Source organism: Paenibacillus sp. sgz302148 (assembly GCF_056120465.1).
This window is the reverse complement of the sequence record NZ_JBVYOJ010000009.1, coordinates 136,856-155,852: the sequence shown is the minus strand read 5'-3', so window position 1 is coordinate 155,852 and position 18,997 is coordinate 136,856. Positions and strand designations below refer to the sequence as shown.

The following is an 18,997-nucleotide window of genomic DNA, read 5'->3' as shown; positions in this document are numbered from 1 at the left end:
CAGAAGGTTTGTGCCGCTAGGCATGTACCCTCTGCTTTTTTTGTTTAAAAAAGGAGAAATTACGATGAGTTTGCTTGAAGTTGTTCATATGTCCCATTCCTACGGGGACAAAACGCTGTACAAACAGGTGACGTTCGATTTACACAAAGGGGAACACTTAGGTGTGGTTGGACAAAACGGAACGGGAAAAAGCACGCTGATCGGCATTTTGACCGGCGAGATCATTCCTGATGAGGGAACGGTAAAATGGCAGCCTTCCGTGAAACTGGGACATCTCGACCAGCATGCCGTCATCAACGGAGACCCTACGATTATGAAATATTTGCAAACGGCGTTTGACGATTTGTTCGAGCTCGAGAACAAAATGGGCGAGCTTTACGAGGAAAGCGCCAATACAGGCAACGAAGCGCTTTTGCTGAAGGCGGCGCAATACCAGGAGCAGCTTGAGAAGCGCGATTTTTATTTCATGGACAGCACCATTCATAAGGTGGTGAATGGTCTTGGGATCAACGCGATCGGCATCGACCGTCCGATTCGCCATTTAAGCGGCGGCCAGCGCGCCAAGGTGATACTAGCCAAGCTCTTGCTTGAACAACCGGATGTTCTATTGCTTGACGAGCCGACGAATTTCCTCGACAAAGAGCATGTCGAATGGCTTGCCGGCTATTTGACCGGTTTTCAAAATGCGTTTGTCGTCGTCTCCCACAATCAAGCTTTTCTTGAAAAAGTGACGACCTCCATTTGCGATATCGAAGGGGAAACCGTCAAAAAATATTATGGGAACTATTCGCATTTCCTCAAACAAAAAGAGCATTTGCGCGAGGATCATATTCGCAGATACCACGCCCAGCAGAAACAGATTGAACAAACCGAGCAATTTATTCGCAAAAATATTGCCGGAGTCAATTCCAAAATTGCACGAGGACGCCGCAAACAGCTTGAGAGGCTGGATCGGATCGCTCCGCCGGCTTTTGCCTCCAAACCGTCCTTTCGCTTTCGGGAGCTCCCGCTCCCGGCTCAGGTGGCGCTCAAGGTTAACGGTCTCGAAGTCGGGTATGGCGGCATATCCTTGCTGCCTAAGCTGAATTTTTCCGTACCGGCTGGGGAGAAGCTTGTCATTTCGGGGTTTAACGGAATCGGCAAATCCACTTTGCTCCGAACCTTATTGGGTCGTATACCGGCTGTTACAGGCAGCTATCGATTCGCGGAACAAACCGCAATCGGTTATTACGAGCAGGACTTGATCTGGGACGACGATGAGATGACGCCGATTGAGATTATAGCGGAGCGGTATCCTAAACTGAGCACGAAGGATATTCGCCGTCATCTGGCGCAATGCGGCTTAACCGAAACCCACGTCGCGCAGGCCGTCCGCTCGTTAAGCGGAGGCGAGCAGGCGAAGGTCAAACTATGCCGCTTGCTGCTTTCCCCGTGTCATATGCTCGTGATGGACGAACCGACCAATCATTTGGATGCCGAAGCTAAAGACGCATTGCGGAAAGCATTGATTGATTTTGACGGGACTGTCATTCTCGTCACGCATGAACAAAGCTTTTACGAGGGCTGGGCGGATCGACTTATCGATATCGAACATTTGAGTGAAAATAATGATGAATAACCCATATCAAGACTGGGAAAGGAAAATCGTATTCTTTTTGACCGCCCAAACGATTTCGTTATTCGGCTCATCCTTGGTTCAATATGCCATCATCTGGCACATCACGTTAACAACCTCCTCCGGGTTCATGGCGACGATATCCACCGTTTGTGGGTTTCTCCCGCAAATTTCCATATCCTTGTTTGCCGGCGTATGGATCGACCGTTACAACCGCAAAGCATTGATTATTCTGGCCGACGGCATCATTGCGTCTGCGACGCTTACTTTGGCGGTTCTGTTTATGTACGGTTACCAAAGCATGTGGCTGCTTATTGTTTTATTGCTTATTCGTTCGGCTGGAACCGGAGTTCAATCGCCGGCAGTTAACGCGCTAATACCTCAGATCGTACCGGCAGATCGGCTGATGAAAGTAAACGGCGCGAACAGCAGCATTTCGTCCTTGATGATGTTTCTATCACCGGCGGCAAGCGGGCTGATCCTTTCCGTCTCGACTATCGAAGCGACGTTTTGGATCGATGTCATAACCGCCGTCATCGGTATCGGAATCATGCTGGGCATTCCCATCCCGTCCCGTTCGAATACGGCTAAACGGAATTCTTCGAACTGGCGCGAAATCAAACAAGGACTTGTTTATTGGAATGATCATGCATTTGTTAGACGATTGCTCGTGTTTTTATTTATTGTCTTGATTTTGATCAGTCCCGCCGCGTTTTTGACTCCTCTTATGATTAGCAGGTCCTTCGGCGGAGAAGTATGGAGGCTAACGGCAAGCGAGATGACGTTCAGCGCGGGGGCAATAGCGGGAGGCGTCGTAATCGCCGCTTGGGACGGCTTCCGGAACCGCATGCATACGACGATCGCAGCATGCGCTTGTTACGGGTTCCTGATGATCGGATTAGGAGCCGCTCCGATTTTTTCGATATATTTATTGTTTAATTTTGTGATCGGCATTACGATGCCGATCTTCAATTCGCCGATTACGGTATTATTGCAGGAAAAGGTCGACCCTTCCATGCATGGCAGGATGTTCAGCCTTGTTCAAGTATCGAATTCCTGTGCATTGCCTTTAGGGATGGTATTGTTTGGTCCGCTGGGGGATATTGTGAAGGTGGAGAGCATTCTCATATTTGCGGGACTATTGGTGATTGCTTGCGCGTTGTACGTATGGATCGGCAAACGACTCCCTGAAGAATAAGGCAAGAACGGCAATAAGCCTCCAAAACCGCTAGCCAAGCGGAATTGGAGGCTCTTGCCCTGCCGTTTATTTTTGCTTGAAATATTCGAGCATGAAGGAATGGAACGACCGTGCGACAAGCGGAAGCTTTTCGGTCGAACGGCGGATGAGCCCGATCGTCCGCGTCACGGGCGAATCGATCAGCCGCACCTTCACCGGCTGAAGCTGCGACGTCTCGAACAACGCCATCTCCGGCAGCAAGCTTACGCCCATTCCAGCGGCAACCAACCCGCGGATCGTGTCCGTCTCCTCGCTCTCGAATCCGATTTTCGGCGTAAATCCGGCCTTTAGGCAGGCATCCCATACGATGGGACGCAGCGAATACCCTTCGCTGAACAACACGAATTTGTCGTCCTTCAGATCGCTTAATCGAATTGCGCTTTCTCCGGCAAGCGGATGATTCGGCGGCAGGATCGCGAACAGCTCCTCGGTGAGCAGGATTTCCCCGTCAACCTGATCGTGCTTCTCCGGGCATGGCGAAATAAGCGCCAAATCGACTTCCCCTCGCATCACGTCAACAATGAGCGAATTGAACATGCCTTGCTTAAAACGAAACTTCACCTGCGGATGCAGCTGACGAAACGCAGCCACTACCGACGGCACGAGCTGCGCTCCGAGACTATGCGGAAACCCGAGACGGATTTCGCCGAGCTCCGGATCGAGAAATTCGCGAATTTCCGCAACCGATCGCTCCAAATCGCTTAATATATGCTCAACCCGGTTCAGGAACAGATGTCCCACCGGCGTTAACTGCAAATTTCGGCCTTTCTGCAAAAAAAGCTTCGCGCCGAGCTCCTGCTCCAGCTGATGAATTTGCCGGCTGACCGCGGATTGGGCCACGTGAAGCTCCTCCGCCGCCTGGGTCATATGTTGCTTTCTCGCTACTTTCGCAAAATACTGAAGCTGTCGTAACTCCACTAAAGTCTACCTCTTTCGATCCGCATTGGACAATCGTATTTTAAAAAGATTATAATGAATTTTGGTAACGCAATTTAAGTTAATCTCTAGGGAGGAATTATCGTTATGGCTCAAGAACGTACAGGTGTCGCAACTTTAAAAGGGAATGCGATCACATTGATCGGACCCGAACTGAAAGTCGGCGATCAAGCGCCTAACTTCACACTTAACAAATCGCTCGTCGAGGAAGTCACGCTGCAAAACTATGCAGGCAAAGTGAAGCTGATTTCCGTCGTGCCTTCGCTCGACACCGGCGTATGCGACGCGCAAACGCGCCGTTTCAACGAAGAAGCGGCTAATCTGGGTGACGATGTAGTTATTCTTACCGTAAGCGTAGACCTTCCATTCGCGCAAGCGCGCTGGTGCGGTGTGGCTGGCGTAGATAAAGTCGTTACGCTGTCGGACTACAAAACGAATTCGTTCGGCGAAGCATACGGCGTCCTGATCAAGGAAATCCGCCTTGACATGCGTTCCATCTTCGTACTGGACAAAAACGATAAAATTACTTACGTGCAATACCTCGGCGAAATGACCGAGCATCCGGATTACGAAAAAGCGATCGCAGCGGTAAAAGCACTCGTATAATACGGCGGCGCAGCGCACAACCCGGACAGAAAAACAGCGAGGAAGGGGAAACCCTCTCTCGCTTTTTTCTTAATTCGTCGTTTTGTATTGCGCGAGTTTTTTGTCGAGCGTGTTATAGATATCGAGTATGAGTCGATAATTCGAGCCTAGATCCCCAAGAGATCCGCGCGAAGCGGAATAAATGTCAACCGCAGACGTAACGGGATTCGTGCCGATAACCGATACGGTGACGTCCATCGTACGTCCCGACATCGTCCGTTTCTCCAGAACGATTTCGCCGACGCTCTTTACTTCGTGCAGCACTTTGTAGCCTTGCATTTTTTTTAGTGTGGAAACGACTTCGTCCCAAGCTTTTTCTTTCGAAAGCTTATAGTAACGCGTTTTCAGCAGTGGGTCTTTGGCCTTATCTCCAGTTTGTTCGAAGCTGCGTAATATTCCGATCAAGACTCTCTTCAACAAAAGTCTTTTCCCCCTTCTGGTTTCCTATTGCACTAGATACTATATTAACATTGTTTTTGTAATAGAAAAAGAGTTCGCACCCGAAAAATGTGCTAAAAAGCTTCATTCGTTACCATTACACGACAATCACTTCGATGCCGAGCTCGCGAATTTGCTCGCAAATACGCTCGTCCGTCATTTTGTCGGTTATGACTTTGTGGACGGCATCCACGGGCGCAATCTGCGAAAACATCACCGCGCCGAATTTCGTATGGTCGGCGACCACGATCACTTCCTTGGCGATGGCGATCATCTGCCGGTTAATGCTTGCTTCCGCCATGTTAGGCGTCGTAAGCCCCTCCTGAAGATCGAAGCCGTCTACCCCGAGGAACAGCTTGTCGACCCGCATCGACTTCAGCGTTTGCTCGGCCAAATTGCCGACGAGCGCATAGGACTTCCGACGCATCTTCCCGCCCAGCAGGATGAGGTCGATTCCTTCCTCGTTGCCGATCTGCGCGGCGATATTGACGGCATTCGTCACGATCGTCACTTCTTTTTTGCCGATCAGCTTCTTGGCGAGAAACATATTCGTCGTCCCGGGCGACAGCAGCACCGCTTCCTCGGAACCGACCAGGTTCGCCGCCGCTTCGGCGATGCGTTCCTTCTCGGCAGCCAAAGCTTCGGCTTTTTCGTCATACGATTTCTCGAAAGGTTCGCCCATCACGTTGGAACCGGTCGCCATCGCTCCGCCATGCGTCCGGAACAGAAGCTCTTTCTCCTCCAGCTTCTCCAGATCTCGTCGCACGGTCACCGACGAAACGCCAAGCGCCTCGCTTAGCTCAGCCACCGTTACTTTGCCCTTTCCGTTCACGATTTCCAAAATGCGCAAATATCGTTCTTCAGCGAACATCGCTTCCCCCTATCCGCTTGCGAAAATGTTTTATCGTCTTCGTTTCGCTTCGTTTTCCTTCTTTTCATCATACACTAGCCGTCACATTTCCGTCAAAGCATGCGAAGGAGCTGCCTGACGACGGCAGCGGAAGCGCCGACGGCGCACGCCTCGTCTTGAAGCGATGAATAGCGGATTTCGACCGTTTCCTTGTGTACATATGGAAACCGCGACTGCATCGCCTGTTCGATATACGGCCGCAGCCACTCGCTCTGGCGTGCGATCGGATAACCGATCACGACCATTTCGGGATTCAGCGTATGCACCAAATTGCCGATGCCGATGCCGAGGCAGCGCCCCACCTCCGCAATCGCTTGCGCGGCGCGGCCTTCACCGCTCTCCAGCATGCTGGCAATCCGCTCCGTAACGCCGGGCTTGTACGGCAATTGCAGCCTATCGGCGAGCGCCCGCTCGGAGGCATACATCTCCCAACAGCCTCGATTGCCGCATATGCATGGCAAACCGTCGCGCTCGATGGTCGTATGCCCGACTTCGCCCGCGTAACCATGCCTGCCCCGGTAGATGTCCCCGCCTACGATCAAGCCGCCGCCGATGCCGCCGCCAACGCTCAAATAGACGATATTGTCGCTTTTTTGCGCCACCCCCGCTTCCAGCTCGCCAAGCGCCGCAAGATTCGCCTCATTGTCGATGACGACAGGGACGCCAAGCTCCTCCTCCAGCCGTCCCTTCCATTCGACATTGCGCCACCCGAAGAAAGGCTGGAACAAAATTCGGCTGGACGGATACTCCACAAACCCGTGTATTCCGATGCCGACCCCCATGAGCCCAAGCGGGCTTGCCGGAAGAAGTCCGCATTGCTCGCGTACGACTTCCGCCACTTGCTTCATTGTCCGGTCGGCATCGGCCGAATCCGAATATTCGAAGCTTCGTTTATGAAAGTGCGCACCGCCCCAATCCGTTACGATAAGCACCAGCTCCGTCGGCCGTAAGTCGAAGCCAAAAACGAAGCCCGCCTGACGGTTGAATTCGAGCATGACGGGTTTTCTGCCGCCGCTGGAGTGGCCGATCCCCGTTTCAGCGACCCGGTGCTCTGCGATCAGCTCTTCGACAAGGGCCGAGACTGTCGCCCGCGTCAGCTTCGTTCGTTTCGCGAGCTCGGCGCGGGAAATCGGCGCTTCGTTCTTAATGAGCGCGAGCACCGTTGTTTTATTCATCGACTTCAGCATCGTGCTGTCGCCGGAAACATGTTGAACTTTCATAGATCTCCTCCGTAGTGCATGCCGCCCGATGTCATTTCCTGCTGCTTGCAATCGTTCATCGCTTTATCCATTCTTTCATGTTTTGCCCTTGCGGGCAAGTAGGGTCCGGGTAACGGTCCGATTCCGGCCTGCCGCACGTCAGGAAAAATGTCGTCAGTCACCCAAAACTATGCTATGATGACTTTGTATATTAAATGAACAAAGTTAATAAACCGTATAGATGAGGTGAAGGGGATGGCATTATTTTTAGGCATTGATTTGGGGACGTCCGCAGTCAAATGTATTTTGGTCGATGAGCGGGGAGCCGTTATCGGCAGCCATAGCGTGGAATATCCGCTGCTGCAGCCGCGGCCCGGTTGGGCGGAGCAAAACCCCGAAGACTGGTGGAATGGAACGGCCTCTTGCGTCGCCGCCCTGCTGCGCAATACAGCGGCCGACAAGGCGGATATTGCGGGAATCGGATTATCCGGTCAAATGCACGGATCGGTATTTCTCGATGCAAACGGCGAAGTGATACGACCGGCTTTGTTATGGTGCGACCAGCGGACAGCCGATGAATGCGATTGGATCGAAGCCGCGGTCGGCCGTGAGCGGCTCGGGCAGCTCACGGGAAACAAAGCGCTGACCGGCTTTACGGCTCCGAAAGTCGTCTGGCTGCGCAACCATGAGCCGGAGCATTATGCCCGCGTCGCGCAGCTGCTGCTGCCGAAGGACTACGTGCGCTTCAAGCTGACCGGCGCCTACGGCATGGACATGGCCGACGCCAGCGGCACGCTGCTGCTCGACGTCGCGAACCGCCGCTGGAGCGCCGAGGTCGCTGCGGCGCTCGACATCCCGCTCGCGTGGCTGCCGCCGCTTTACGAGAGCAGCGACATCGCCGGCACGCTGAGCCGGGAGGCCGCCACGCGGCTCGGCTTGCGCGAGGGCACGCCCGTCGCTGCCGGCGGCGGCGACCAGGCATGCGGCGCCGTCGGCGTCGGCGTCGTGCGGCGCGGCATCGCCTCCGTGGCGCTCGGCACGTCAGGCGTCGTCTTCGTCCACGACGACACATACCATGTGGACGCCGAGTACCGGCTGCACTCCTTCTGTCACGGCGTTCCAGGCAGATGGCACCGGATGGGCGTCATGCTGTCCGCGGGCGGTGCGCTGCAATGGTGGAAAAATCAAGTTGCCTCCGATGAGCGCCGGTTGGCTGAAGCAACAGGCCAAGACGTCTATTCGCTGCTGACGGAGCTTGCCGCAACCGCGCCGATCGGCAGCGAAGGGCTGCTATTCATGCCGTACCTGACCGGCGAAAGAACGCCGTATCCCGACGCTAAGGCGCGTGGCGGCTTCGTTGGCTTGAATATGCGCCATACGAAGGCACACATGACTCGCGCCGTTCTGGAGGGCATTACGTTCGGCTTACGCGATTCGATGGAGCTGATCAAGCAATCCGGCATCGAAGTGTCGGAGCTTCGCGTGAACGGCGGCGGCGCGCGCAGCCCCTTCTGGAGGCAGATGATCGCCGACATATTCGGCTACCCCGTCGTTACGGTCAATTCCACCGACGGCCCCGCTTACGGCGCGGCCATCATGGCTGCAGCCGGCGTACTCGAACGCGACATTCCTTCTTTATGCGAAGAATGGATCCGCGTCGTCGATCGGGTCGAGCCGAATCCGGAGCACGGCCGGCGCTATGAGGCGTATTACGAGGTGTACCGTTCGCTATACCCGGCGCTGCGGCAAGCGTCGCATCGATTGACGGACCTCGCGCACAATAGTTAAGCTGCTAATGAAACTTAAAAACACCTCCTGCGGAACGCGTAAGCGCCCGACAGGAGGTGTCGTTTTGTGTAAAAGAAAACCCGCCTATGCCGTCCGATTCATGTTTCTGAACCCGCTCTCGCAGGTGGGTGCTCGCAGAAACGGTTTTGAAGTCCCTTTTCGAGGGCATGTCAGCCGCGTTTCGATTAGTGCTCCCGGGAAACAGTCATTGGTTCAAAATAACGAAGAACCGAAACGTACATCGCAGGATGTAGTCCTATTATAGATGTTTCCGACACAAAAGTAAACCGGGTAAAAACTCCTACTTTATTTCGTTTCTGCCGCCGCGGCATGATCGCCCGCTTCGGATTCTGCAGCAAGGCGCTCCCGCTCTTCTTCCTCCAGCCGTTCCGCCTCTTGCTGTTTTTCTCTTTCCAGCTGATCCTGCGTCTTCCGGAAAATCTGATAAAACTGGTGGAACGACAAGTAAGCGATGATGCTGCCCATGAAGAACGGAATCAAAAACGTGAACTGCGCAAAGCTCAAATAAATGACCGCGCAATTGAGCAGCAAAATAATGAACGTACGTATCGGACGGCCGATCGTAATGAGCAGCGCATTTTTGAACACTTGGAACGTTTTCATATGAAAATGAACCATGATGGAGAAATAATGGAAAAATGCCACGAACAAAATAATGAAAAACGCGATGAACATATACGCCAGCATTTGCATCATGCCGGTCATTTCGCGATAAAAGCTGAAGTTGACCCACAGGACGGAGAACAATACGACAAAGAAAATGCCGCCGATCATGCTTTGTTTATAGTTTTCTTTGTAACCCCGGAAAAAGGTTTTGAACAAAGTCACGTCTTCTTCGCCGGTAATCCATTTGCGCGCAACCGTAAACATGGCCGCGGTCGCCGGGAACAACGTAAAGATAGCGGTAACATAAACCGGCAGCATCATGATGAACCAAGACACGATGCTTGTCGTCGGCGTAATCGCCGCCACGAGCTCTTCAGGCTTCAATTGAGTCCACATTGCGAATTCCAATATCAGTACCAGAAAAAACGGGACCGAACATACGATCCAAAGCAGGTTAATGACGGACAACCGCATAATCCATTCGGAAATCCGATAAAAACCTCCCATCAAACCTTTCATTTCCATGATGTTTCCTCCTTGAACCCGCTTCCATAATCGAGCACGTCTTGTCTACTTTATTACTATAATATACATCGGCATTCTGTTCCAGTGCCTAATTTTGTTTCGCATAGGTGTTGGTCTAAACGGCAAGGACCTATTCGCATAGGATATATTGTCATCCGCCAAATATCCCTATATCGTGAAGGAGGCTTTTTCATGAATTACAGCAACATGAACTTGGGACCGCTGAACGTTGGACCGAACATAGGTCCGCTGAGCAATCAACCGCCGGTGTTCGTGTCGAGCGTTCCAAGCTTTCCGCCGCACGGAAATTTCTGCTGGAGCGACGTCGGAACCATCCTCGTATTGTTCATCCTGCTTGTCATCATTAGCCGCTGCTTCTGCTAAAGCAGAAAACTTAGAACAATTATGGTAAAAAAGACGAAGAGTAGAATCTTCGTCTTTTTTCTTTCTCATCTTAAATATTGACAAAATCTTCGGGACGCTTCGGCTTGCGATCCGTTCTTGGTTTGCCTTCGCCGTAATTGCGGTCGCGGCTGTAGCTGTCACGGCTTCCGCCGTCGCGATCGCGGGAATAACCGCGGCCGCCGCCGGAACCGCTATTGCGGTTGCCGTACCGGCTTCCGCCCCCCGATTTTACGCTAGCCGTGCCGGAACCGAACGGTCCGGAAAATTTTCTGCCGGAGCTGCGAACGTCAGGTCTCCGTTTTTTCATGCGGATCGGATCCTCAGGCGTAAGCTCGACATTGACGTCTTTTTTCTCGCCCGTGAGCAATTTTAATGCTGCCGCAACGAGGTGTACGGAGTCGTATTGCTCCAGCAGCTGGATGGAGATGCCTTTGTATTCTTGGAAGTCATCGTTCTGAATCACTTCGATCAGACGCTCGGCAATCATTTTTTGTTTGCCTTCAATCGCTTCAGCCAAGCTAGGCAATGGCTTGCGAGCAATGCGATGACGCGTGACCTTCTCGATAAAATGCAGATGGTCGATCTCGCGAGGCGTAACGAACGTCCATGCCGTTCCTTCCTTGCCTGCGCGGCCGGTACGGCCGATACGGTGTACATAACTCTCCGGATCTTGCGGCAAGTCAAAGTTGATAACGTGGGAGACGCCGGAAACATCCAAACCGCGTGCCGCAACGTCTGTTGCTACAAGCACGTCAAGACTGCCGTCGCGGAATTTGCGCATAACGGTGTCGCGTTGGTTCTGGCTAAGGTCGCCATGAAGGCCGTCGGCGGAATACCCGCGTTTCTGCAATGCTTCTGCCAACTCGTCGACACGACGTTTCGTACGTCCGAATACAATAGCCAGCTCCGGCGATTCCATATCGATCAAACGGCTTAAGGCATCGAATTTTTGACGTTCATGTACTTCAATATACGATTGAGCGATAAGAGGGGCGCTTACTTGTTTCGGGATTACCGAAACGTGCTCCGGATTGGTCAGAAATTGTTGAGCCAGCTTTTGAATGTTCGGTGGCATCGTCGCCGAGAACAGCATCGTTTGGCGATCTTCCGGAACGAGGCTAAGGATCGATTGGATGTCCTCCATGAAGCCCATGTCCAGCATTTCATCCGCTTCATCAAGAATGACGGTTTGAACATCTTCCAGCTTGATTGTTTTACGATTGATGTGGTCGAGCAAACGGCCTGGCGTTCCGATAATGACTTGAGGTTTTTTCTTCAGAGCGCGAATTTGCCGCACAATATCTTGTCCACCGTAAATTGGAAGGGTGCGAATGCCTTTGAAACGGGTCAATTTGCCGATTTCGTCAGCAACCTGAATGGCCAGTTCGCGGGTCGGGGTCATAACGAGCGCAACGATTTTTTCTTCGGTTACCGGAATTTTGTTAATCAGCGGAATGCCGAATGCCGCCGTTTTCCCAGTTCCTGTTTGCGCTTGCCCGATTAAGTCTTTACCAGTCAATGCGATCGGAATCGCTTTTTCTTGAATAGGCGTCGATTCTTCGAATCCAAGCTCCGTAATTGCTTGAAGAACTTTCGGTTCCAAACCGAATTCGCTAAATGTTTTCAATATGGTTCAAGCTCCTTCTCCAAGGGTCAATCCCCTTGCAAATATATGTACCCTTAAGTAGCGATTCTTATGTTTATCGTGTCCCATTAACCGCATATTGTTTCAACGGATTTTCCGTTATTAACGATCCATTACAAGAAAAAAGCATTTTCCCTTTGGAAAATACTCCCTACTTAAGAATATCCAATCTATTATAGCACATGGAACGTGACCTTTTCCAGTTCGATTTTCAGAAAATTTTCAAATCATTTTCACGATTTTGAGAATAATAAGCTTGGAGGTGATGATTTTGAAAACGATTGTCGGCTATTCGATCGTTGTGCTTGGCGCAATTTTTATCGCAGTAGGCTTTAATTTATTCTTGATCCCTCATGAGCTGTTAAGCGGAGGCGTTTCCGGCATCGCCATGATTATCGGCTATTTGTTCGGCTGGAATATTAGCGTCCTGTATTTGATCGCCAATGTGCCGATACTTGTTTGGGGTTTTTTCGTCCTGGGCCATCGGTTTATTGCCATGAGCATCACGGCCGTCATCGTTACGACCTGGTTCATGCAAATATTGCCGGCGCCTCGGGTCACGTCCTCCCCGCTGCTCGCTTCGATATTCGGAGGCGTATTGATCGGAATCGGCACCGGATTGGCGCTTCGGGCCGGGGGCTCTTCCGGAGGCTTCGACATCGTTGCATCGATCATCGCCAGAGAACGGGATTTTCCGCTCGGCACCGCTCTTCTCGCATTAAACGGGATCGTTATTTTGGCACTCGGCTACGTTAAGAGCAATTGGGATCCGGCCTTATATTCGATGCTGTCGATCTTCATCACGACCAAAGTGCTTGATACGATCCATATCCGGCATTTCAAAATTACCGCCTTCATCATCACGAACCACTCTTCGGCCATTGCCGAGCGGTTGATGAAGCTGCCGCGCGGCGTCACTATCATCCAAACCCGCGGAGCGTTTAGCCTGACGGAACGAGAAATGCTTATGACCGTAGCAACCCGGTACGAGCTCGCCGAGCTTGGAAAAATCATTCGGGAGCTCGACCCGCAGGCGTTCGTCAATATTGTCCCTACGGTTGCGGTCATCGGCAAATTTCAACGGCTGAAATAGGGTATCGCTACATATATTTTTAGTAGTAAGTGTGCTATACTTAGTTCTTGAAACACCTTGAAATTTCATATAGTTCTGGTTTGCCCGCATACCGCATTCTCACGGAAGTGCTGCTTTTTCTAATCGCAATACAAATTTCGATTGGAAGGGTGATTACTGTGGAAATGGAAACCGTGAAGTTGTCCAGAATTGTGATGAAATTGATTCCCGAAATGTATGCTTTCTTAAAGCAGGATGAACTGGACTCTACGATCGTGCTGCGGGATGGCTTTGACATTCTCGAGCCCGAGGACGCGATGGAAATTTTCCAGTACAGCATCTATGAGCACCAGAAAGGATCCTTGCTGCATTAAGCTTTGCGTAAAAGCCCATCTCAGGCCGCAAGTCGGTCGGGATGGGCTTTTTTGTTACGGATAACAAGTTTATACGGTTCTCCGCCGCTCCGCCACATACGCCGCAAACAACATCGCTGCACCGGCCAAAGCAAAGATCGCCGCGCCGTTGTACATCGCCGCTCCGCCCCATTCATCGCGTACCCAACCGCCAAGAGTGCTGCCCGCGATGCCGGCCAGACCGACGAAAACGGCGGAGAACACGGATAGCCCGGTTGATCGCAGCTCCTCCGGCACGAGTCTGACCGTATAGTTGATCGCAGCGATCCAAGCGACGCCGAACGTCATCGCCGCGGACAACTGCATGATGACAAGCGCCCACGGATCCTGCACGATGCCGTATGCGACCCAACGGACGGCATAAATGAGCGCGACGAACGCTAGCAGCGACAGCTCGTTGAACCGGCGAATATTGCGGCCAAGCCAAGCAAAAACCGGTATTTCGCCGATTGCGGCGAGCGTCCATGACAAACCGACCATCGTATCGGTGGCACCGAGATTTTTAATGTACAGCCCGAACAAGCTGTCGTGCATTCGATGCGGCATCATCAGAATGCAGAACATGAACAGGAACGTCAAATATTTGCGGTTGCCGAGCAGCTGCCCGACCGCCTTGATTGTAATCCGCTGCTTCGCCTCCCGGTCGTCCTTCAAGGCGAACAAGAATAGAAACGGAACGACCCACAGGCTTAAATAAATATAATGCAAATTGCCGATCCCGCCGACGGCGGCAATGAGTGACCCGGCCCCTACAGCGACGGAAGAAAAGCCGATGGACCCCCACAAACGGATCGAACCGTAGGAAACGCCCGCCTTGTTCGAAGAATGGATCGTCATCGTATCGACGAGAGGGGAAGAAGGAACGAAGAAAAAGTTCAGCAGCAGTGTAAACAAGAACGCGGCATGAAATCCGCCCGTAAAAAACAACCCGATACTCGCAAGCACGGTGGATATCCATAGGAAAACGATGATATGTTTCACCGTATTGAGCCGATCGCTGATGATGCCCCACATCGGCTGGGCGAACATCGCCACAAAAGGGCCGATATTCGTCATCAGCGCGATCTCGACCGACGTGTAACCCCGATTTGCAAAGTACAGCGGCAAAAACGGCATAATGACAGCGTTTAACGCATAATATGAAAAATTCATTCCGCGCAAGGAGATCAGTTGGTTATTCATATGCGGCCGCACGTTCCTATTCTATGTTTTCTATTAGTCTCTAGCCTATCCTAACGCAATCGCGGGCAATTGAGAAGAGGGGTATCCGACAAAATCCGACACCCCGGGACAAAACCCCGTTTATTCCTACAAAATACCTCTGTCTCCGCCACGCCGATTCCGATATAATGATATAGATATGAATAACGGGGAGAAGAACATATGGACATTTTAATCGCAGCCATGATGTTGATTTGGGGCAGCATATCCGGACACGGACATTCCGGCAATTCCGACGTCTCCTTGGAGCAGCTGCTGCAGGCATCCGTCGAATACAAGTCGGCAACCCAAACGACGAATCCTGGCCAGACCGGCAGTATCACGCCTGGTGTAAAGGTCGATCCGCAGAAGGACGCTCCCGTCATCAAGGGTATTTATTCAACCGCGTACAGCGCCGGAGGCGCAAAGCTGCCCGAGCTGCTGAAGCTGCTAGACGACACCGAGCTAAATTCGATGGTCATCGACATAAAAGACGATGTCGGGTACATTACATATCCGACGGACAACCCGGTGCTTAAGAAGCTGGGGTCTCCGAAACCTTTTATCAAAGACATTCACAAGCTGATGGAAACCTTGAAGGAGCATCAAGTTTATCCCATCGCCCGCATCGTCGTTTTCAAAGATACGCTGCTAGCGAAGAAGCAGCCTGAGCTTTCTTTCATCAAACCGGACGGCACGGTCTGGGCGAACGGCAAAAAAGACAGCTTCGTCAATCCATACAAAAAAGAAGTTTGGGATTATAATATCGAGGTTGCCAAAGAAGCGATCAAGCTCGGTTTCAAAGAAATTCAATTCGACTACGTCCGTTTCCCGGAAGGGTTCGAGAAGAAGGCCGACACACTGAAGTTCTACAAAACGAAGGAAAGCCGCGTCGACGTCGTTTCGGAATTCGTAAAATACGCCAGGGAACAGCTGACCTCTCTTGGCGCGCGTGTTTCCGTCGACATCTTCGGATATGCCGCAGCCGTTCCTGCCGCGGAAGGAATCGGCCAAGATTTCGTGAAAATATCGCAGAACGTCGACGTCATCAGCCCGATGGTATACCCGAGCCATTACACTACAGGCTGGTACGGCTCCAAAGCGCCGGATAAAGCGCCTTACCAAACGATCAACGGTTCCATGATCGACACCCATAAGAAGCTGGACCCGATCGGGGAGCTCAAGCCGATCATTCGGCCTTGGATTCAAGATTTTACCGCAAGCTGGCTTGGCAAAGGAAATTATATCAAATACGGCAAACATGAGGTCGAAGAGCAAATTCGCGCATTAAAAGCGAACGGCGTTGAGGAATTCCTGTTGTGGAACGCTGGCAACCGCTACTCGCCGGGCGTTGACTACTAAGCATTTAGTGGACGTGGACTCATAATTCCTTCATAAGCAAAAAGACCATTCCAGGCAGGTTCTGCCTTTGCGAATGGTCTTCTTCGTTTATTTCGTTGTATAGGGTTAAGCTCCGATCTGCCGATTGCTTCCTGCAACAAGTCCAAAGATAAAGATCAACGCTGTCACAACGACTAAAATAAGAGTCGGCGCGGACCAGCCGGAAGTCATATCGTGCAAAAATCCGAATAACGTCGGCCCGACGGCGGCAAGCGTATAACCGACGGATTGAGCCATGCCGGACAATTCCGCAGCTTCCGCCGGCGTTCTGGTTCGAAGGCCGAAGAACATCATCGCCAAACTGAACGAAGCGCCCGACCCGATACCAAGCAAAATAACCGAGATCATATAATAGTCCGCGTTGCCGTAGAATAGGCCGAGTGCGCCGATAAAGAGCATGGAAGCCGCCAGCACGACAAGCGGCCGTTGACTTGACATACGTCCCGCCAATACAGGAACAATAAACGTAAAAGGCAGAACGGAGAGCTGCATGAATGTCAGCATCCAGCCGGCTGAATCGGAGCCGATCCCTTGTTCGCCGGCCATTTCCGGGAACCAGGCGATCACGACATAAAACACGATCGACTGGCTGCCCATAAATAAAGTAACCATCCAAGCAAGCGGCGAACGCCATAGGCTTGTCTTTGAACTTGCCGACGAACTCGACGCATTCGCTTTTACCGTTGCGGTTCGATCATGCTGATATCGCACTCTAGGGAGCCACATCAACATCGACACGAGGCTCAAAACCGCCCATACGCTAAGCGCCCCTTGCCAGCCTAGGCCTAAACCGGAAGCGATCGGGAAGCTGATCCCCGAAGCGATCGCTCCGCATAGATTCATCGATACGGAATATACGCCTGTCATCGTTCCCATTTTCTCCGGGTATTCACGTTTGATCAAACTCGGCAGCAGTACATTGCATGCGGCGATCGCGAGTCCAATCATCGCCGTTCCGGCAAACAAGGTCCATTCGCCGGCCAATGAACGTACGATGATGCCGGCGGTTAAGGCGACCATGGCGGCCATCACCGTCTTTTCGACGCCGAAACGCCTTGCGAGCTTCGGCGCAAAAGGCGAAAATACGGCAAAAGCCAGAAGCGGCAGCGTTGTGATCATGCCGGCGAGCGTGTTCGAAATGTGCAGCTGCTCGCGAATCGTGCCGATAAGCGGTCCGACGGAAGTGAGCGGTGCCCGAAGAATCGCCCCGACGAAAAGGATGCCGAGCACCGCCATCCAGGGAAGGGCACGCGAAAAGGAAGGCAAGGCGGATAGCGATTCGCCGTGCTGTGGTCGCTGTTGCAATTTCATGATGGATCGTCCTCTCTCTTGTCCTCCAGATCTTGCTTGGATCTTTCGATATATTCATGAACGGCAGCCATCGCTTTCGTCTCATTCCGTTCGATGATGGCCTCTACGACGTCGCGATGCGCCTTGCGATGGTCGGCCATTTTTTTCATGATGCTGACTTGGCAATTGATCGACATCTGCACGGCTTCCGTCATATGCTCGTACAGCTCAATGAAAATGCTGTTGTGCGTCGCTTCTACAATCGCCTGATGCAGCCGGATATCCTCCGCTTCATAAGCTTCATAGTCCAACCGCTCCGCAGCGTTGTCGCAGTCACGAAGATGGCGGAGCATCGCCTCCATATCCTTTTCCGTACGCCGGTTTGCCGCTAACTGGGCCGCCTTTTGCTCCAGTGCGTGACGCAATTCCAGCGTTTCGAGCACGCTCGACTGTCGGATTCTTCGCTGAAGCACAACGCCAAGGGCACTTGAAGAGCATACGTAAGTTCCGTCTCCTTGCTTCGTGGACAGAAGTCCGGCGTGCACCATCGCCCGAACGGCTTCCCGAATCGTGTTCCGGCTTACGCCAAGAATGGAGGCAAGCTCCGGCTCAGGCGGAATGCGGGTGCCGACAGGCCACTTCCCGGACTCGATCAACGATTGGATTTGTATGGCAACCTGCTCGACAAGCGTCGTTCGGGTTGTTTTTTGCAGATTCAATTCGTATACCTCCAAACATCGGATGATTGGTTCTTTTGAATTATAGGCTTCGATCCCGCTAGTGTCAATTCAAAGTCCAATATTGAATGAGAAAATAAAAAAAGCTCCTGTTCGGAGCCATTCCACGATGAATGACCCTGCGTAAGAAGAAGCTTTTCTTGCCAAATAGAATATAGGACACTGCGTTATCTGCGGAAAACTTATAAATTCTATTATGGTAAAAAGAACGATGCGGTCAATCCCGCATCGTCCCTATCCAATGAAATATTTTGCGATATTCGCCTGTTACCGAAGTGTCGCTGCCAGCTTCAAGAAATAATCAACCGTCCGGTGAACCCTCGCCCGGATGTTCTCGCTCTCCGGTTCGCCGTTATCCGCAAATTTGCGGTTATCCCCGCCGATTGAAATCCACTCCGGACAATTGATGCCATGAACGTTGCGCACGATCGTCTGCAGCTGCTGCAGCGTGCTAACGCCGACCGCACCGCCTGTCGAGCTGACCGACAATACCGCTTTGCCGTCAAATTGCTCGAAGCCTAAATAATCGATTGCGTTTTTCAGCACGCCGGAAACGCTCCCGTGATACTCGGGAGAGCTTAAAACAATCGCGTCGGCGCTTTTTGTCGAGTCCTTCAATAATTGAACGTTGCTGTCGGTTGAATCGTCGTCCGGCGAATAGAGCGGCAAAGGCGTCGCATTCAGATCGATCAATGCCACTTCGTGCCCGTGCTGCTCCGCAATCGTCCGAATATACCGGCACAACTTCGTGCTCGTCGATTCCTTCCGGTTGCTGCCGGCGATTATTGCGATTTTCATGTTGTCTCCTTCCTTTGCCATGTTGTTTATATACATTTTAGTTTCCGATATCTGTTAAGTCAATGCGCAAAAAAGACGATTTTCGAACCCGGCACCCTGCCGCATTCGAAAAATCG

18 protein-coding genes and 1 other RNA gene are annotated in these 18,997 nt (G+C 52.0%); 8 read left to right on the top strand and 11 right to left on the bottom strand.

The window, feature by feature from the left end:
• Window positions 1–64: 64 nt before the first annotated feature.
• Both AC0LWM_RS15205 and AC0LWM_RS15200 read left to right on the top strand, forming a co-directional pair.
• On the top strand, window positions 65–1,618 hold the full coding sequence (locus AC0LWM_RS15205) for an ABC-F family ATP-binding cassette domain-containing protein (RefSeq protein ID WP_474675805.1): 1,554 nt from the start codon (window positions 65–67) through the stop codon (window positions 1,616–1,618).
• Complete coding sequence (locus AC0LWM_RS15200) at window positions 1,611–2,813, top strand: MFS transporter (protein ID WP_474675941.1); 1,203 nt, start codon at window positions 1,611–1,613, stop codon at window positions 2,811–2,813. Before AC0LWM_RS15205 ends, AC0LWM_RS15200 begins: the two co-directional genes overlap by 8 nt.
• A gap of 66 nt (window positions 2,814–2,879) precedes the next feature.
• On the opposite strand, the gene gltC is transcribed toward AC0LWM_RS15200, so the two are convergent.
• Entirely contained in the window at window positions 2,880–3,770 is an 891-nt protein-coding gene (gltC, locus tag AC0LWM_RS15195; RefSeq protein WP_474675804.1) for a glutamate biosynthesis transcriptional regulator GltC, read from the bottom strand.
• A 105-nt stretch (window positions 3,771–3,875) separates the two neighbouring features.
• Here gltC and tpx point away from each other — a divergent pair, with 105 nt between their 5' ends.
• The gene (gene tpx, locus AC0LWM_RS15190) at window positions 3,876–4,394 is read left to right on the top strand and encodes a thiol peroxidase (protein ID WP_474675803.1); all 519 of its coding nucleotides are present in this window, start codon (window positions 3,876–3,878) and stop codon (window positions 4,392–4,394) included.
• Between the two features lie 69 nt (window positions 4,395–4,463).
• Here tpx and AC0LWM_RS15185 read toward each other — a convergent pair whose 3' ends face one another.
• From AC0LWM_RS15185 to AC0LWM_RS15175, 3 genes are all read right to left on the bottom strand, one after another.
• Window positions 4,464–4,853 (bottom strand): DUF1499 domain-containing protein, encoded by a 390-nt coding sequence (locus AC0LWM_RS15185; RefSeq protein ID WP_474675802.1) that lies wholly within the window; start codon window positions 4,851–4,853, stop codon window positions 4,464–4,466.
• A gap of 115 nt (window positions 4,854–4,968) precedes the next feature.
• Complete coding sequence (locus AC0LWM_RS15180; RefSeq protein WP_474675801.1) at window positions 4,969–5,742, bottom strand: DeoR/GlpR family DNA-binding transcription regulator; 774 nt, start codon at window positions 5,740–5,742, stop codon at window positions 4,969–4,971.
• A 92-nt stretch (window positions 5,743–5,834) separates the two neighbouring features.
• Window positions 5,835–7,001, bottom strand: a complete 1,167-nt coding sequence (locus AC0LWM_RS15175; RefSeq protein ID WP_474675800.1) for an ROK family protein — start codon at window positions 6,999–7,001, stop codon at window positions 5,835–5,837.
• 234 nt (window positions 7,002–7,235) lie between these two features.
• Here AC0LWM_RS15175 and xylB point away from each other — a divergent pair, with 234 nt between their 5' ends.
• Window positions 7,236–8,768, top strand: coding sequence for a xylulokinase (gene xylB / locus AC0LWM_RS15170; RefSeq protein ID WP_474675799.1), 1,533 nt, complete (start codon window positions 7,236–7,238; stop codon window positions 8,766–8,768).
• A gap of 73 nt (window positions 8,769–8,841) precedes the next feature.
• Here xylB and ssrS read toward each other — a convergent pair.
• Both ssrS and AC0LWM_RS15160 read right to left on the bottom strand, forming a co-directional pair.
• Window positions 8,842–9,021: non-coding RNA, 6S RNA (gene ssrS, locus AC0LWM_RS15165), on the bottom strand.
• A 53-nt stretch (window positions 9,022–9,074) separates the two neighbouring features.
• A complete protein-coding gene (locus AC0LWM_RS15160) occupies window positions 9,075–9,920 on the bottom strand; it encodes a YesL family protein (protein WP_474675798.1) in 846 nt (281 codons plus the stop codon).
• Window positions 9,921–10,112: 192 nt separating this feature from the next.
• Between AC0LWM_RS15160 and AC0LWM_RS15155 the strand changes: the two genes are divergently transcribed.
• The gene (locus tag AC0LWM_RS15155) at window positions 10,113–10,304 is read left to right on the top strand and encodes a hypothetical protein (RefSeq protein WP_474675797.1); all 192 of its coding nucleotides are present in this window, start codon (window positions 10,113–10,115) and stop codon (window positions 10,302–10,304) included.
• Window positions 10,305–10,374: 70 nt separating this feature from the next.
• Here the strand turns inward: AC0LWM_RS15155 and cshA are convergent, their stop codons facing one another.
• Window positions 10,375–11,952, bottom strand: coding sequence for a degradosome RNA helicase CshA (gene cshA, locus AC0LWM_RS15150; protein WP_474675796.1), 1,578 nt, complete (start codon window positions 11,950–11,952; stop codon window positions 10,375–10,377).
• Window positions 11,953–12,238: 286 nt separating this feature from the next.
• Between cshA and AC0LWM_RS15145 the strand changes: the two genes are divergently transcribed.
• Both AC0LWM_RS15145 and AC0LWM_RS15140 read left to right on the top strand, forming a co-directional pair.
• Window positions 12,239–13,063 (top strand): YitT family protein, encoded by an 825-nt coding sequence (locus AC0LWM_RS15145; RefSeq protein ID WP_474675940.1) that lies wholly within the window; start codon window positions 12,239–12,241, stop codon window positions 13,061–13,063.
• A gap of 158 nt (window positions 13,064–13,221) precedes the next feature.
• Window positions 13,222–13,416 (top strand): hypothetical protein, encoded by a 195-nt coding sequence (locus AC0LWM_RS15140; protein WP_474675795.1) that lies wholly within the window; start codon window positions 13,222–13,224, stop codon window positions 13,414–13,416.
• Window positions 13,417–13,485: 69 nt separating this feature from the next.
• Here AC0LWM_RS15140 and AC0LWM_RS15135 read toward each other — a convergent pair whose 3' ends face one another.
• Entirely contained in the window at window positions 13,486–14,637 is a 1,152-nt protein-coding gene (locus AC0LWM_RS15135; RefSeq protein ID WP_474675794.1) for an MFS transporter, read from the bottom strand.
• 201 nt (window positions 14,638–14,838) lie between these two features.
• Here AC0LWM_RS15135 and AC0LWM_RS15130 point away from each other — a divergent pair, with 201 nt between their 5' ends.
• On the top strand, window positions 14,839–16,017 hold the full coding sequence (locus tag AC0LWM_RS15130) for a putative glycoside hydrolase (protein WP_474675793.1): 1,179 nt from the start codon (window positions 14,839–14,841) through the stop codon (window positions 16,015–16,017).
• A 105-nt stretch (window positions 16,018–16,122) separates the two neighbouring features.
• On the opposite strand, the gene AC0LWM_RS15125 is transcribed toward AC0LWM_RS15130, so the two are convergent.
• The 3 genes from AC0LWM_RS15125 to AC0LWM_RS15115 all read right to left on the bottom strand — a co-directional run bounded on the left by AC0LWM_RS15125 (window position 16,123) and on the right by AC0LWM_RS15115 (window position 18,881).
• A complete protein-coding gene (locus AC0LWM_RS15125) occupies window positions 16,123–17,367 on the bottom strand; it encodes a CynX/NimT family MFS transporter (RefSeq protein WP_474675792.1) in 1,245 nt (414 codons plus the stop codon).
• Window positions 17,364–18,065 (bottom strand): FadR/GntR family transcriptional regulator, encoded by a 702-nt coding sequence (locus AC0LWM_RS15120; protein ID WP_474675791.1) that lies wholly within the window; start codon window positions 18,063–18,065, stop codon window positions 17,364–17,366. The genes AC0LWM_RS15125 and AC0LWM_RS15120 overlap by 4 nt, the downstream gene beginning before the upstream one ends.
• Before the next feature lie 285 nt (window positions 18,066–18,350).
• Window positions 18,351–18,881, bottom strand: coding sequence for an NADPH-dependent FMN reductase (locus tag AC0LWM_RS15115; protein WP_474675790.1), 531 nt, complete (start codon window positions 18,879–18,881; stop codon window positions 18,351–18,353).
• Window positions 18,882–18,997 lie beyond the last annotated feature (116 nt).

Bases quoted from the DNA above. Each gene is read 5' to 3' on its own strand.
- AC0LWM_RS15205 (WP_474675805.1), top strand. From the start codon at position 65: ATGAGTTTGCTTGAAGTTGTTCATATGTCCCATTCCTACGGGGACAAA.
- AC0LWM_RS15200 (WP_474675941.1), top strand. From the start codon at position 1,611: ATGAATAACCCATATCAAGACTGGGAAAGGAAAATCGTATTCTTTTTG.
- tpx (WP_474675803.1), top strand. From the start codon at position 3,876: ATGGCTCAAGAACGTACAGGTGTCGCAACTTTAAAAGGGAATGCGATC.
- AC0LWM_RS15180 (WP_474675801.1), bottom strand. From the start codon at position 5,742: ATGTTCGCTGAAGAACGATATTTGCGCATTTTGGAAATCGTGAACGGA.
- AC0LWM_RS15175 (WP_474675800.1), bottom strand. From the start codon at position 7,001: ATGAAAGTTCAACATGTTTCCGGCGACAGCACGATGCTGAAGTCGATG.
- xylB (WP_474675799.1), top strand. From the start codon at position 7,236: ATGGCATTATTTTTAGGCATTGATTTGGGGACGTCCGCAGTCAAATGT.
- AC0LWM_RS15160 (WP_474675798.1), bottom strand. From the start codon at position 9,920: ATGGAAATGAAAGGTTTGATGGGAGGTTTTTATCGGATTTCCGAATGG.
- AC0LWM_RS15155 (WP_474675797.1), top strand. From the start codon at position 10,113: ATGAATTACAGCAACATGAACTTGGGACCGCTGAACGTTGGACCGAAC.
- AC0LWM_RS15135 (WP_474675794.1), bottom strand. From the start codon at position 14,637: ATGAATAACCAACTGATCTCCTTGCGCGGAATGAATTTTTCATATTAT.
- AC0LWM_RS15130 (WP_474675793.1), top strand. From the start codon at position 14,839: ATGGACATTTTAATCGCAGCCATGATGTTGATTTGGGGCAGCATATCC.
- AC0LWM_RS15125 (WP_474675792.1), bottom strand. From the start codon at position 17,367: ATGAAATTGCAACAGCGACCACAGCACGGCGAATCGCTATCCGCCTTG.
- AC0LWM_RS15115 (WP_474675790.1), bottom strand. From the start codon at position 18,881: ATGAAAATCGCAATAATCGCCGGCAGCAACCGGAAGGAATCGACGAGC.